The organism is Shinella sp. WSD5-1 (assembly GCF_963942435.1).
GTDB lineage: Bacteria > Pseudomonadota > Alphaproteobacteria > Rhizobiales > Rhizobiaceae > Shinella > Shinella yambaruensis.
Map to the genome: position 1 here is coordinate 106,247 of NZ_OZ012602.1, position 12,701 is coordinate 118,947.

Below are 12,701 nucleotides of genomic sequence, written 5' to 3' on the forward strand. Positions count from 1 at the left end.
CACGCCCATACCTGTGGGGCGCTCGCAACGGATACTGTCAACAGAAGTTAGACCTCAACGCGGTGCGCAGCAGAAGCGGACGGCCATTGTTGATGCGGCGGAAGCTCTATTCGCCGAAAGTGGCTTCGATGCCGTGTCGGTCCGCAACATCGCCGAGGCGGCCGCAGTCAAGCTGAGCGTGGTGACCTATCACTTTCCCAACAAGGAACATCTGTTCGAAACGGTAATATGCCGGCGGAGCCAATCCCTGTCCGAGCTGCGTCGCAAAAGGCTTGCGCACGGCCGGAATTCAGACACTTTCGACCTTGTTGCCTTGGTCGAATGCTACACATCGCCGTTGCTCGACCTGATCGCCAGCGAGGACGAAGGCTGGAGGCATTATTCGCACCTGATTGCTCAGATCTCACAATCCCGACGTTTCGCAGACCTCATCTCGCATCAATACGATGAGACCGCACACATTTTCATCGACGCGCTGCTTGACCTTTACCCAGCGGCGAATCGGGAGATGGCGATCCGGGCTTTGGTCTATCTGGTATCAGTGATGCTCGGCGTGTTCTCGTCCAGCGGACGCGTAGAGACTTTGTCAAAAGGTCAGTATAGTTCAGACCCTGCCGCAGCGTTTTTAAGCATGAAATCCTTTATCGTCGGCGGCGTAGAAAAGCTACTAGCAATGTGAATATTTTTCCCTGAACTTACTGAAATAACCGCTTAGCATCCGTGCTTAAGTGTCTTTATAACCAATACTTCAAGCGTGAAGGAATTTGTTCCTCCGTGTAGAACTCGTCCAATTCTCCACTTTAGGTTTATATGATGTTAACTGAACGGGCCCGGCGGCCGGACCCGTTCAGTTGCCTCACGCCGTCGACCACGGACGGTTGTCGCTGAACCAGATGCTGCCGGCGGCCACGATCACGACGACAATGCCGGCTATCAGATGTGCACCCCTGGCGGCAGTCACGGCTGAGAAGCCGAGTGCCCGGGGGGCAACCAGCGCCCAAATGCCAAGTACGAGGTTGAGCCATTCCTCCACCTCATGGAAAGCGTAGAGTGCAGCGGCGGCGACAAGAGCGACGGCCGCGCCGACCACCCATGCGTTCCAGGCGGCATAGGTCTCTGCGGTGAAGCCGAGCAGCCAGGGCGAGATCAGAAGGCCAAAACCGGCAACGATATTGACGATATCGAAAGCCGTCCGGTAATTCGAATTCAGGGACTTCAGCATCGTTCATTTCTCCTCATCGGTTGGTTGCATCATCAATGGACCGCCTCGGTCGGCAAGGCGGCGGATGCGGCGGCAGCCTTCGAACAGCCGTCGACGCAAAGCTCGGACGTCGTGGACGGGGCCGGCAGGAGACGCGCTTCGGCCCTTTGGGGGAGCAGGAACGGCGCCAGTTCGTTCTCCTTGAACGCTCCTTCTGCGATCTCCTGCAATGCGAGATCGCTCGCATTCCGGTGTGGCAAAGCAAGTCTCGGTTCGGCGCCACGGTTAAGCGCACGAGTTCGCGCTGCCGCAGCAAGCACCAGCACGAACCGGTTCGGAAGAGCCTTCTCACAATCAAAGATGACATACGGATCCATGGCTCACCTCATGCGGCGTGGCGATCGTTCATTGTATGAACTGGCCCGTTTTCAACGCCTCGCCCAAGCGCGAGCATCGCCTGCTCGACCTCGTAAAGGCGCGACGGCCGGTCGTTCTCCGGCATGCCTTCGTTGGTCGCCTGATCCGCCAGATATTCCGTCCAGGCCCAGTTCATCAGGATCGAACGCTTCGCGTCGAGCGATAGCGCCGGATCGCGAACGACGTCCATCGGGGCGAACCAGCTGGCCGGGCCGGACGCATCGTCGCGGTCTGCCGCGCCATCCATGGCCTGCCCGTACCTTTCCTGAAGTCGAGCAAGACCCAGCCGATCCAAGGTCGCATCAGCAAAGGCATGGGATGGGCGAGCCGATTGGCGACCATTCCTCTTCTTGGCCGAGGCAACAGCCTTGTCTGCCGGCCGTTCCACGACGTAGGTCAGCCCTTGTCGCCTGGCATAGCGGATGGCGGATTACAGTGTGGGGAATTCGAGTTCCACCTGCGCAAGTGTGTCACTGCCGCCGGTATAGCCCATCAAGGGTTCGACAAACGGCGCGGAGCGACGCTCGAAAACGAGCCGCCAGCCCTTTGTTCGCGCATTCCCTGAGGTGGTCACAGAACGCGACGGCTTGAAGATGCGCGCCACCGCGTCGTCGGGAAACGGCGAGCGTCCGAAGGAAAGGTTGCGCCGGTTGTCATTTAAGGCGCGGGCAGCGGCAGTCGAGGTTTCTATTTCTGGTTTTGTGTCTCTTGCAGTCTCCATTCTTCATCCCTCCCGGTTGGCGAAGGATACTGGCGGCCGCCAGTAGGCCGGCCCCCAGGGTTAGTTGAACCGATCAGCTCTTGATGGCGATGCGCTTGACCTGCGACTGCGCCTTCTCGGTCTTGGGCAGGATCACTGTCAGCACGCCATTCTTGAAATGCGCGTCGACCTTGTCTTCCGCGATCTCAACGCCGAGCGGGATGCGGCGCTCGAAGCGGCCATAGTATCGCTCGGAGAACTGACGATCCCTGTCCTCGTTCTCTGAGCGCTTCTCGCCCTTCAGCGTCAGCGCGCCGTCGTTGAGCAGGACTTCGATGTCCTTTTCGTCAAGGCCTGGCACTTCGGACGTCACCTTGATCTCCTTGTCGGTGTCGGAGATCTCAACGCTCGGCCAGCCGGTACCGAAGGCAGAACCGCTACCGAAGGTGGGCAGGCCCGAGCCGAAGCCGCGGAAAACATCATCGAACAGTCGGTTCACTGTAAGCATCCGAGGAGCGCCGCCTTGAGCGGTTGAGATGAATCTGTCGTTTTGTCGCTATGGACAGGCATAAGGACAGTTTTCGGACACCGGTGAGCCGGCTTGAAATCATCGACACAAGGCGTCGGCGGCGCTTTACCGCCGAGGCCAAGTTCAAAATTCTCGAGGAAGGCTTTTCTGGCGATGGTCGCCAGGTCTCCGCGACGGCAGAGAAGCACGGGGTTTCGCGCTCACAATTGTACCGTTGGCGTCAGTTGGCGCAGTCCGGCAGCCTTTGCCGCAATCGGATCGAAGGCTTCGTGCCCGCAGTGATCACACCGGACGTGCCAGCTCCCGTTTCGGCCGCATCGGCTTCGGTAGTGGGTAGCGGTCGCATGGAGGTGCTGAGCACGAACGGTCGACGTGTCATTGTCGATCGAGAGGTCGACGTCGATGCGCTGCTGCGCATCCTGCGCGCGCTGGAGACGTTGCGATGATTCCGATCCCGACAGGCGTCCGGGTTTGGCTGGCGACGGGCTATACGGATATGCGATGTGGGTTCCCGTCGCTAGCGTTACGGGTGCAGGAAGTGCTGAAGCACGACCCGCTGGGCGGTCATCTGTTCTGCTTCAGGGGTAAACGCGGTGACCTGATCAAGGTCGTTTGGCACGATGGCCAGGGGGCCTGCCTGTTCACGAAAAAATTGGAACGAGGCAAGTTCATCTGGCCTTCTGCCGACGGTGGCGCGGTGCCGATCTCGACGGCGCAGCTTTCCTATCTGCTGTCAGGAATTGACTGGCGCGCGCCGCAGGAGACCTGGCGCCCCAGCCGGGTCTGACTGCATTCTTGCATTGAAAATGTTGAGAAATCTGATTCAATGTCGCTATGACATTGCCGCCGCTTACCCTGCCATCGGACCTTGCAAGTGCTCATGCGGCGCTGCTGGCCGAACGTGCTGCGCGACTGCAAGCTGAGGCGGAAGCGGCCAACGCAAAGGCCCGGCTATCGAGCATCGAGGCGCTAAACGCACATCTGCAATTGCTGCTTGGCAAACTTGAGCGCGAGAAGCACGGCCCGCGCCGTGAGCGCACGCAGCGGCTGATCGATCAGTTGGAATTGCAGCTCGAAGAGCTCGTGGCGTCGGCCGCCGAGGATGAACTGGGCGCCCAAGAGGCCGCGGCCAAAACGCAGTCCGTACGCGCCTTTGCCCGCAAGCGTCCGGTGCGCAAGCCGTGGCCTGAAGACGTCGAGCGCGAACGCATCGTTGTCGAAGCGCCGACGGCATGCGCCTGCTGTGGCGGCTCGCGGCTGTCGAAGCTGGGCGAGGATGTGACTGAAACGTTGGAGGAGATCCCACGCCGCTTCAAGGTTATCGAGACGGTGCGCGAGAAGTTTACCTGCCGCGATTGCGAGGCGATCAGTCAGGCTCCCGCACCGTTCCATGCCACTCCGCGCGGCTTTATCGGTCCTCAGTTGCTGGCGACGATCGTCTTCGACAAGTTCGGGCAGCACATCCCGCTGAACCGCCAGAGCACGCGGTTCAAATGTGAGGGTATCGATCTGTCGACCCAGACCCTGGCCGATCAGGTCGGTCACGCTACCTTCGCCCTCAAGCCGATATTTGATCTGATCGAGGCACATGTGTTCCAGGCCGAGCGGCTTCACGGTGACGACACGACGATCCCAATCCTGGCCAAGGGCCAATGCACGACCGGGCGAATATGGGTTTACGTGCGCGACGATCAGCCATTCGCCGGCCCTGCGCCGCCGGCGGCGGTCTTCTACGCCTCCTGCAATCGGCGCGGCGAGCACCCGCAAAGGCATCTGGCCGACTTCAGCGGCATTCTTCAGGCGGATTGCTACAACGGCTTCAATCCGCTGTTCGATCTGACGAAGAGGCAGATGCCGGCAACGCCCGCGTTCTGCTTCGCCCATGCGCGGCGGAAGTTCTTCGAACTGGCCGATGTCGCTCGCAATGCTCGGCGCGGCAAAGGTACCAAGCCGATCTCGCCGGTAGCCCTCGAGGCGGTGAAGCGCATCGATGCTCTGTTTGCCATCGAGCGCGACATCAACGGTCTGAGCGCGGCCGAGCGGCTTGCGGTCCGGCAGGAGAAGAGCAAGCCGCTACTTGGCGATATGGAGGAATGGTTACGCACCGAGCGGGCCAGCCTATCACGCTCATCGCCGGCGGCCGGACCGATCGACTATATGCTGTCGCGCTGGGCTGACTTTGCCCGCTATGCCGACGACGGCAGGATCTGCATGACGAACAATTGCGCGGAAAGAGCGTTGCGCGGCGTGGCTTGCGGAAGAAAGGCTTGGCTCTTCGCCGGTTCCGACCGCGGCGCAGATCGCGCTGCCATCATGCTCACCCTGATCATGACCGCACGGCTGAACGACGTAGACCCGAAGGCTTGGCTCGCCGATGTCCTTGCTCGCATCGCCGACCTGCCGGCCTCGCGTTTGCCGGAACTGCTTCCCTGGGAGTGGAAGCGGATACGCCAGGGCAAAAACTCCGCCCTCATGCTGGCAGCTTGACGATGGCCTCTTCTCTCGTCCGTCTGAAGGTCACCCTTGATCATGTCGAACCGACCGTGATGCGGCGCATTGTCGTGCCGTGGCGCATCCGGCTCAGCCGGCTGCATGAGGTATTGCAGGCTGCGATGGGGTGGACCAACACCCACCTCTACGAATTCCAGATCCGTGACGTTGGCTTTGGTTTGCCCGACCAGGAATGGGGGGATGGTCCACTCGATGCCCGCAAGATCTCGCTCCTGTCGGCAATCCAGGACACCGGTGCGAAATCCTTCAAATACCACTATGACTTCGGCGACGGCTGGACGCACAGCATCAAGATCGAGCGCACGTTCCCTGTCGTCGCGCTTGCAGATCCAATGCTGATCGAGGCAACGGGGCGCTGCCCGCCTGAAGACGTTGGCGGTCCGTGGGGATACCAGGAGTTCCGCGAGGCGCTCGCCGACCCCGCTCATGAACGGCACGCCGAACTTGTCGAATGGTCGGGCGCCAAAGACTTCGACCCAAACAATGCAGCCTTCGCTGATCTCAACAGAGCCGTGGAAAACCTGGCTGCGAAATGGGCGCGTCGATCACGCCGGAAAGCCTAACCGCAGCAACCTCATCACTATAGCCCGATTTGCCTAACTCGCGCGTGCTCATGCCGCGTGGCTGCTCGGATGCTTACGGTTCACTTCGCGATGAAGCGACAGGAAGGGATCGCGGTCGTCGTCGCGCAGGACAGTCGGAACCTGGTTGCCATTGTTGCGGCCCCAGGGGATCAGATCACGAACACTCATGATTTTTCTCCTTCTCATCTGTTGATTGGACAATATCCGCCCGTGACGCCGGGCAATGGCCCGGCGCCCTGATTGCAGACAACGTCGTTTGAAAAATCAGGCGGCCTGCTTGTCCGCTTCGATCTGCTTCGTCTCGACCTTCGGCAGTGCCACGTCGGTCGAAATCGCGATCTGGCGAGGCTTCATCTCTTCAGGGATTTCCGCTTGAGATCGACGGTCAGCAGACCATTGACGAGCCCTGCACCCACGACCTTGACGTGATCTGCAAGCTCGAACCGACGCTGGAATGAACGGCCGGCGATCCCGCGATGCAGATACTGCTGATTGTCGTCATTCGCCTTCTGCCCGGCGACGAAGAGCATGTTCTGCTCTTGGGTAATCGTCAGCTCGTCCTGCGTGAAGCCGGCCACTGCCATGGCAATGCGGTAGTCGTCCTCACCGGTCTTGATAATGTCGTAGGGCGGCCAGTTGTCGATCGATTCGACACGGCTTGCAGCTTCAAGTGCGTTCAACATTCGGTCGAAGCCGATGCTCGACCGGAAAAGGGGAGAAAAATCGAGGTTTGTCCTCATAACCATATCCTCCTTACAAGCAACATGGATACAAGGAGACGCCAAGAGCACAGGGCGCCTCCTGGACTTGTCGATCCCCGATTGGGCGATCGTACAATAGTCATTCAATTCAGTACGTTGCGGCTTCAAGAGGTTTTCAATAGCAGCATGAAAAATTTTCTTGGCCCGTGGCGAACTGAAGCACTCCGGTGCCTAAGACACCGGGCTTATTGCGCTTCCTCCGCCAGGACAAAATCAAAGCGGGACAGCCAAGCTGTATCGGCCTTTTGGCTTGCTTCAAAAGAAGCCACTAACGATCTCTTCACGCCGAATACGGCGTCGGTTTCCAAATAGGGATCGTCGCCGACAAATGTGTGCGTCACCAGCTTCTGGCACCCAGGCGCCTTAACCAGAAAATGCATATGGGCTGGTCGATAGGGATGGCGACCGAGTGCGCCGAGCATCTCGCCCACCGGGCCGTCATCAGGAATAGGATAAGACACCGGCTTGATGCCGACAAAATCGTAAACCCCGTCTGCCCCAGTTATAAAAATGCCGCGATTGTTCCATTTCGGCTGGATCTCGGGCTGCTGCACATCGTAGAAACCATCTTCATTATCGCACCACACATCGATCTGTGCGCCGACGATAGGCTTGCCCTGCAGGTCGAGCACCCTCCCGGTATAGCGACAGCTCTCTCCCTTACGGTCGAGACTAATCGTATCGCCCATTTGCCGTATAGGCGCGCCCTCAACGTGGAATGGGCCAAAAACGGTGTTTTCCGTTGCGCCTTCGGGCCGTCGGTTGTTGATGGCATCCACCAGCATCGATAATCCCAACGTATCAGAAAGCAGGATGAATTCCTGCCGTTCGGCGCTGCAAATCTTGCCTGTCCGAGTGAGGAAATCGATCCCCAATTCCCATTCGTCCTGCGTCAGGTTAACTTCCTTCGCAAATGCATGAAGATGCTTGACCAGTGCAGCCATGACGGCTGCAAGCCGCGGATCCACCTCAGACCCCATGCGTTCATTGACCGTTTTGATCGAGTTTCCTTCAGCGAAATATCGCGTCATCCCGCTTTCCTCTCAGGGTCGGGCCATTATGCTCGGTTCCCGTCCTTCGAACGCATCGCTGAGCATGCTGACCAGCTTTTTCCCGTTCAGCGGCGCCGGATTGGCATAGGGTGAGGACTGCAACTGGGCAAAGACCTCCTTAAGGTCTTCTTCTTTCAAGCCGAGCGCCAAAAGCGCCAGCGGTCCACCTTGCGCCCGCACCATGTGGTAAAGCGCCAATTCCGGCCGCTCGGTTTTCATCGCCGTCGCAAGATCGGCATAGGCGACTGGCGCGGCCTCTCTATTATATGCCAATACATGGGGCAGCATAATGCAGTGAGTCTGCGCATGGGGCAGATCAAATGTGCCACCAAGCACATGACAGATCTTGTGGTGCAGGCCCATAGTCGTGCCGCCGAGACAGGTACCGCACAGCCAGGCGGCATAAAGAGCCTGCGCCCGTGCCTCCGCATTAGCCGGATCGGTATGGATGATGGGCAACGCAAGCGTCATCGCGCCGACCGCCTCAACTGCCATTAGCCGCAAGATCGGCGTGCAATCGGGCGCGTAAAGCGCCTCGGCTGCATGAGCGAGCGCGTTAACACCACTGGCAAGCGTTATGGCAGCCGGCAGGGAGTATGTAAGTTCCGGATCGTAGATAACGAGACCTGGCAGGATTGCGTCGTCCCGCCGCGTAACTTTGCGCATATTTTCGGTCTCGCCCAGGATTGGTGTCACTTCGGAGCCAGCATAGGTGGTGGGGATCGCGATCTGCGGCAAGCCACAGCGCACCGAGAGTGCTTTGCCGAGCCCGGTGGTCGAGCCGCCGCCGATAGCCACTAGGCAATCAGCATCTAGTGACAGCGCCAGTGCCAGTGCCCTTTCGGTGACATCAACCGGCGTATGCATACGTGCGTCGCTGAAGAGCCCAACGCAGAGTGCTCCGATTTCATCAGCCAGCGACGTTCCAAGCGCGGCCTGTTGCGGGGTCGTCAGAAAGAATGCGCGGCCAAGCCCCCGCATTTTAAGCAGGGGTCCAAGTTCATGCCTGGCACCGGCGCCGAACCGGATGGTCGCGGGCAACATGCGGTGGGTGAAATTTGCCATTGCACACTTAGGCCGAGGTCTGTGAGGGAATGATAGCGTCAGTAAGCCAAGCCTTGCCACGTCGGTAGAGCGCGTCGACTTCTGGGCCCACGAGGCCCGGCATGTCTTTCTTGACCACATAGCCGATGCGAGTTTGGATATATGCCAGATGCCGGTAGCCGACTGGGAATTGCGACAGCAGATCCGCATCCAGATTTAGCTCAGCCGAAGGGTCGACCGGATCGATGCGGTCCTTTTCGTAGATCGGCTGGCGCAGTACGACGCCCCATCTGCCGTCCCGCTTTTCGAAGAAGTCATAGAAGCGCCCCGTGCAAACCACATCACAGATCACGCCATCCACCGACCCGCGCTGCGAAATGGTCATTTTGGTCTGAGCAATGGCTCGCACGCCCTCAAGTTCGATCGAACTGCCCCCCAAGAAGTGCAGGATGCTGACACCCTTTTCAAATCCTTCGCGGCTGACGCGGATGAATTCATCCGCGTCGCCCTGAAACCAGGTAGCCTGCATGACGCCATCGTCATGCCAAACGGAACGGAAACGAGCCCAGTCACCGGCATCGCGCCACACTGCCCAACTTTCAATCAGGTCGCGGATGGCAAGACGATCGAGAAGATCTTCGGACAGGTTCATTCTATTCTCCTTTGCTGGCTTGGTCGCTTCGGCAAAGCTCATCGCTTCAAACCGGAACATCTATGCAAATATTTCGGCGGCGAAATCTGCGAGTATGGCGTTGACCTCGTCGCTCGCCTCGACTTGAGGCGTGTGACCGATCCCTTCCAGCACCCGTAACCGCGCGTCCGGGATGGTCGATGCAGTATGGCGGCCGCTGGCAACAAGACTTAGCCGATCGTTTTGCCCATGAATGACTACCGTGGGGTGCCTGAGCCTGCGCATAAGCCCATCGTGGTCCATAGCTCGACCCATTGTCGCTTCCAGCGCCTGAGGCGGCATCATGTTGTTGTAGGCTAGGATTTCAGCCAGATCGGCCTCAGATGGTGACCTCTCGAAACACATGTCTACGAACTTGGCGCGCGCAGCGATGTTGTCCGCCATGTTTGCAGATTTTGCGCGGATCAGCACGTCAAGACATTCCTGGCTGACATGACCCGGCGCGGACTTGGTGTTGGCATCGATAAACACAAGCCCGGCGATGCGTTTATCATTTTCGTTGCGTTCCAGGTAGTCGAGCATGATCCGCCCACCAAACGACCAGCCGACCAGTATCACCCTCTCCAGCCCGCTCCAGTCGAGCACTGCTTTGAGATCGCTGCTCCATGAATCGCCGGAATTATAGTTCCGGGGCTCCTGCGGCTTCGAGGAGAAGCCGTGTCCACGCAGGTCGAAAGCCACGGATGTCCATTGCGCCAGCTTGGGCGAGCCAAGTTGATACTTCCAGCTCAGCGCCGCTTGCAGAATGCCGTGGATGTACACAATGCCATATTTGCCCGGTGCCGGCCCCACGCTAACCGCAAGCGTAACGTCCGATGTTACGCCAATACGCGTATATTCCATTTTCGGGATGACAAAAGAGGTTTCAGAGTGCATCGAGTTCATCCCAAAGTGCGTCCGGAATCGCAATGGACATCAGGTGCCGGTTTTGCACATATTGTTCGCGCGAGGCGTGGCCGGCCACAAGAGACCGGATGACGGGCTGACGGCCCGGATATTGCAGGGCAGCCGCGACCAGCGGCACACCGAAGCGGCGGCAGGCCGCGTCCATGGATCTGACCCGATTGAGGATCTCCGGTGGTGCCGTATGAAAATTATAGACCGCCCCGTCAATGGCGCCGGTGGCCAGGATGCCCGAATTGAACGGCGATGCGGCGATCACGTCGATCTCGGCTCTGACGCAGTGGTCAATGAGCGGTGCACTGTACCGGTCAAGTAGCGTGACGGCACCGGCAATCATGACTGCTTCGAAATCCGCATGCTCCACCAGATCCAGGCAAGCTTCCCACTCCATTGAAGCAATGCCCACATGACCGATCATTCCAGCTTCCTGTGCCTCGCGAAGTGCCGGCAAGGCGCCTTTGAGAGCCTGATCACGCAAAGCGGGATAACCATCCCCATGATGTTTTCTGTCAAGGTCGTGGATGAAAACGATATCGATATGACCACAGCCCAGATAGCCGAGGCTGCGGCGAAGAGATGCGAGCGTGCCGGTGTGGCTATAGTCGAAGAAAGAGGGTATCGGCGTCGCATTGCCAACGCTCTCGGGCGCCGGATAACGGCCCGTCTTAGTCGAAACGACATATCGCGAGCGCGGTATGTCACGCAGAATTTCGCCCAAGCGCGGCTCGCTTTGACCTTTCGCATAAAGTGGAGCGGTATCGAGATAGCATGACTCCCGCTCGACCGCGTAATGCACGAGGTCCCGAAAACTCTCCTGAGAAGACGACAAGGCAATCGTTCCGCACCCTATCCCAAGCGGCGGAAGCACCGGAAAGGCAGACATTTTCCTACTCATACCTCCCCCCGACGCACTTGCGCAGCGCAAGCGTCTTTAGGACACATTCTCGATACTCTTCCTCTGGTAGAGAGGCGGGCACGACTTTTGCGCCAGCATGCACCGTCATTCCCTTGTCCGTTTGCCACATCGAGCGCGTCACGGCGGCACTGTCGACCGACCCGTCATAACCAAAGAAACCGATCGTTCCAGCGAAGAAGTCCCTCGCGGTCGGTTCCGATTTGGCGATCAATTCGAGAGCTGGCTGACGCTTGTATCCAACCGCGGCGCCATGAGGGGACAGGGCTGCGACCAAGTCCAGCCCGTCGCGGCCTTCAGCCAATCGACCTTCCATGGACGCAAACAGATGCGCCAGATTGAAAAACCGCCGCTCTTCCATCTGCGAGACAAATCTTGCGCCACTATTGTCCGCCAGTGGCGTCAAGGCATCCTTGAGAGCAGAAACCACCACGTCATATTCATCAATTTCCTTGGGGGAAGGCGTCCACACAAAATCCCCGGCCTCGTATGGATGGGTCGCGCCGTCGGTCTCGGCCAAGAAATGGCCATTCGACATCTGCACCAGTCCCAAGGAAGTGGCGCCCCAAGCTTCGACTGAAGTGGTTCTGGCGATGAACATGTAGGTCGAGGGATTGATTCTACGAAGGCGTTTATAAGCCTTTAGGGCGTCGCATCGGTCAGGTGAGCGCAGGCGTACCGAAAGGACAGCGCCTTCTACGGGCTTGCCTTTTCCCATTTGCGCGATCGCTTGCCGTGCGATCTCGCAAAAAGCAACTTCTGAAATCTGTGCGCTCCATGAGGTGCTTCCGACGACTGCTTCGTCCGCCGCTTCGAAGGGGGCAACTGGGTTGGCAAAAGCGGCCAAAACGTCGTCATATAGTTCGCTCGCGGCATTTATGCCGCGCGCCAAAAAAGCACGATCAGCTGCATGGTCCAAGGTCACAAGCAGGTCCGGCTCGAGCAGAATTGCCGCAGGCGTTTCGCGCTCGCCATGATTTGGGGAAACCCCAGATAGCAACTCATAGCCGAGAATTGCCAAGACACCCCCGGATGCCCCGGGAGGCCCCATATCCGAGTTGGCGTTGTTGCTTGCGAGGCGCTTGCGCAACTGCGAAAAGACAGTCTTTTGATCCTCCTTCCACAGTTCATCCTTCCTGCCGCCAAACCCAACAAAGGTTTGAACCGGATCCCTGGTGCGAGGGTTCAGACGCTCAAAAACGAAATCCGGTTGGAGTCCGAGCAATCTCGAAATGATATCGTCGGAAACGTGATTTACTTCTTGAATATCCATGGCGACCACAGCTCCCTCCTCATAGGCCAATCCATGTCAAACGGATGCGTCCGAGCGCATCTTAATGCTATCTCGGTGGCGGTGTCCGCCGCTCCATTGCTTTGACACGACAGCTCATATAT

General features: G+C 58.7%; 13 protein-coding genes and 4 pseudogenes. 5 read left to right on the plus strand and 12 right to left on the minus strand.

Going from position 1 to position 12,701, the window contains the following annotated elements; translation table 11 throughout:
• Positions 1-13 precede the first annotated feature (13 nt).
• Positions 14-679 carry a TetR/AcrR family transcriptional regulator gene (locus AABQ55_RS33700; protein WP_272809222.1) on the plus strand — a complete coding sequence of 222 codons (666 nt, stop codon included), beginning with the start codon at positions 14-16 and terminating at the stop codon, positions 677-679.
• A 177-nt stretch (positions 680-856) separates the two neighbouring features.
• Here AABQ55_RS33700 and AABQ55_RS33705 read toward each other — a convergent pair whose 3' ends face one another.
• The 4 genes and pseudogenes from AABQ55_RS33705 to AABQ55_RS33725 form a co-directional block, all read right to left on the minus strand.
• Positions 857-1,222, minus strand: coding sequence for an SPW repeat protein (locus AABQ55_RS33705; protein ID WP_272791942.1), 366 nt, complete (start codon positions 1,220-1,222; stop codon positions 857-859).
• A gap of 32 nt (positions 1,223-1,254) precedes the next feature.
• Positions 1,255-1,578, minus strand: coding sequence for a DNA-directed RNA polymerase subunit omega (rpoZ, locus tag AABQ55_RS33710; protein ID WP_272791941.1), 324 nt, complete (start codon positions 1,576-1,578; stop codon positions 1,255-1,257).
• 8 nt (positions 1,579-1,586) lie between these two features.
• Positions 1,587-2,339, minus strand: a pseudogene (locus tag AABQ55_RS37845) (NADH dehydrogenase ubiquinone Fe-S protein 4).
• A gap of 73 nt (positions 2,340-2,412) precedes the next feature.
• Positions 2,413-2,817: pseudogene (locus AABQ55_RS33725) on the minus strand (Hsp20/alpha crystallin family protein); the annotation flags it as partial.
• A gap of 59 nt (positions 2,818-2,876) precedes the next feature.
• Here AABQ55_RS33725 and tnpA point away from each other — a divergent pair.
• The 4 genes from tnpA to AABQ55_RS33745 are packed head-to-tail and all read left to right on the plus strand — an operon-like array spanning position 2,877 to position 5,921.
• Entirely contained in the window at positions 2,877-3,293 is a 417-nt protein-coding gene (tnpA, locus tag AABQ55_RS33730) for an IS66-like element accessory protein TnpA (RefSeq protein WP_272791938.1), read from the plus strand.
• A complete protein-coding gene (gene tnpB, locus AABQ55_RS33735; RefSeq protein WP_050747117.1) occupies positions 3,290-3,634 on the plus strand; it encodes an IS66 family insertion sequence element accessory protein TnpB in 345 nt (114 codons plus the stop codon). Before tnpA ends, tnpB begins: the two co-directional genes overlap by 4 nt.
• A 47-nt stretch (positions 3,635-3,681) precedes the next feature.
• On the plus strand, positions 3,682-5,334 hold the full coding sequence (gene tnpC, locus AABQ55_RS33740) for an IS66 family transposase (RefSeq protein WP_272791937.1): 1,653 nt from the start codon (positions 3,682-3,684) through the stop codon (positions 5,332-5,334).
• A 2-nt stretch (positions 5,335-5,336) separates the two neighbouring features.
• A complete protein-coding gene (locus tag AABQ55_RS33745; RefSeq protein WP_050747119.1) occupies positions 5,337-5,921 on the plus strand; it encodes a plasmid pRiA4b ORF-3 family protein in 585 nt (194 codons plus the stop codon).
• Positions 5,922-5,996: 75 nt separating this feature from the next.
• Here AABQ55_RS33745 and AABQ55_RS33750 read toward each other — a convergent pair.
• The 8 genes and pseudogenes from AABQ55_RS33750 to AABQ55_RS33785 all read right to left on the minus strand — a co-directional run.
• A pseudogene (locus tag AABQ55_RS33750) lies at positions 5,997-6,110 on the minus strand (Hsp20/alpha crystallin family protein); the annotation flags it as partial.
• 96 nt (positions 6,111-6,206) lie between these two features.
• Positions 6,207-6,682 (minus strand): annotated as a pseudogene (locus AABQ55_RS33755) (Hsp20 family protein).
• A 206-nt stretch (positions 6,683-6,888) separates the two neighbouring features.
• Positions 6,889-7,734, minus strand: a complete 846-nt coding sequence (locus tag AABQ55_RS33760; RefSeq protein ID WP_272809224.1) for an intradiol ring-cleavage dioxygenase — start codon at positions 7,732-7,734, stop codon at positions 6,889-6,891.
• 12 nt (positions 7,735-7,746) lie between these two features.
• Positions 7,747-8,820, minus strand: coding sequence for a maleylacetate reductase (locus AABQ55_RS33765; protein ID WP_272809225.1), 1,074 nt, complete (start codon positions 8,818-8,820; stop codon positions 7,747-7,749).
• 7 nt (positions 8,821-8,827) lie between these two features.
• On the minus strand, positions 8,828-9,451 hold the full coding sequence (locus AABQ55_RS33770) for a nuclear transport factor 2 family protein (RefSeq protein ID WP_272809226.1): 624 nt from the start codon (positions 9,449-9,451) through the stop codon (positions 8,828-8,830).
• A gap of 60 nt (positions 9,452-9,511) precedes the next feature.
• Positions 9,512-10,366 carry an alpha/beta fold hydrolase gene (locus tag AABQ55_RS33775; protein ID WP_272809227.1) on the minus strand — a complete coding sequence of 285 codons (855 nt, stop codon included), beginning with the start codon at positions 10,364-10,366 and terminating at the stop codon, positions 9,512-9,514.
• A complete protein-coding gene (locus tag AABQ55_RS33780) occupies positions 10,356-11,276 on the minus strand; it encodes an aldo/keto reductase (protein ID WP_272809228.1) in 921 nt (306 codons plus the stop codon). Before AABQ55_RS33780 ends, AABQ55_RS33775 begins: the two co-directional genes overlap by 11 nt.
• A gap of 4 nt (positions 11,277-11,280) precedes the next feature.
• On the minus strand, positions 11,281-12,579 hold the full coding sequence (locus AABQ55_RS33785; RefSeq protein WP_272809240.1) for a chorismate-binding protein: 1,299 nt from the start codon (positions 12,577-12,579) through the stop codon (positions 11,281-11,283).
• Positions 12,580-12,701 lie beyond the last annotated feature (122 nt).

Bases quoted from the DNA above. Each gene is read 5' to 3' on its own strand.
- AABQ55_RS33765 (WP_272809225.1), bottom strand. From the start codon at position 8,820: ATGGCAAATTTCACCCACCGCATGTTGCCCGCGACCATCCGGTTCGGC.
- AABQ55_RS33775 (WP_272809227.1), bottom strand. From the start codon at position 10,366: ATGCACTCTGAAACCTCTTTTGTCATCCCGAAAATGGAATATACGCGT.
- AABQ55_RS33785 (WP_272809240.1), bottom strand. From the start codon at position 12,579: ATGGATATTCAAGAAGTAAATCACGTTTCCGACGATATCATTTCGAGA.
- AABQ55_RS33705 (WP_272791942.1), bottom strand. From the start codon at position 1,222: ATGCTGAAGTCCCTGAATTCGAATTACCGGACGGCTTTCGATATCGTC.
- tnpA (WP_272791938.1), top strand. From the start codon at position 2,877: ATGGACAGGCATAAGGACAGTTTTCGGACACCGGTGAGCCGGCTTGAA.
- tnpB (WP_050747117.1), top strand. From the start codon at position 3,290: ATGATTCCGATCCCGACAGGCGTCCGGGTTTGGCTGGCGACGGGCTAT.
- AABQ55_RS33780 (WP_272809228.1), bottom strand. From the start codon at position 11,276: ATGTCTGCCTTTCCGGTGCTTCCGCCGCTTGGGATAGGGTGCGGAACG.
- rpoZ (WP_272791941.1), bottom strand. From the start codon at position 1,578: ATGGATCCGTATGTCATCTTTGATTGTGAGAAGGCTCTTCCGAACCGG.
- AABQ55_RS33745 (WP_050747119.1), top strand. From the start codon at position 5,337: ATGGCCTCTTCTCTCGTCCGTCTGAAGGTCACCCTTGATCATGTCGAA.
- AABQ55_RS33770 (WP_272809226.1), bottom strand. From the start codon at position 9,451: ATGAACCTGTCCGAAGATCTTCTCGATCGTCTTGCCATCCGCGACCTG.
- tnpC (WP_272791937.1), top strand. From the start codon at position 3,682: ATGACATTGCCGCCGCTTACCCTGCCATCGGACCTTGCAAGTGCTCAT.
- AABQ55_RS33760 (WP_272809224.1), bottom strand. From the start codon at position 7,734: ATGACGCGATATTTCGCTGAAGGAAACTCGATCAAAACGGTCAATGAA.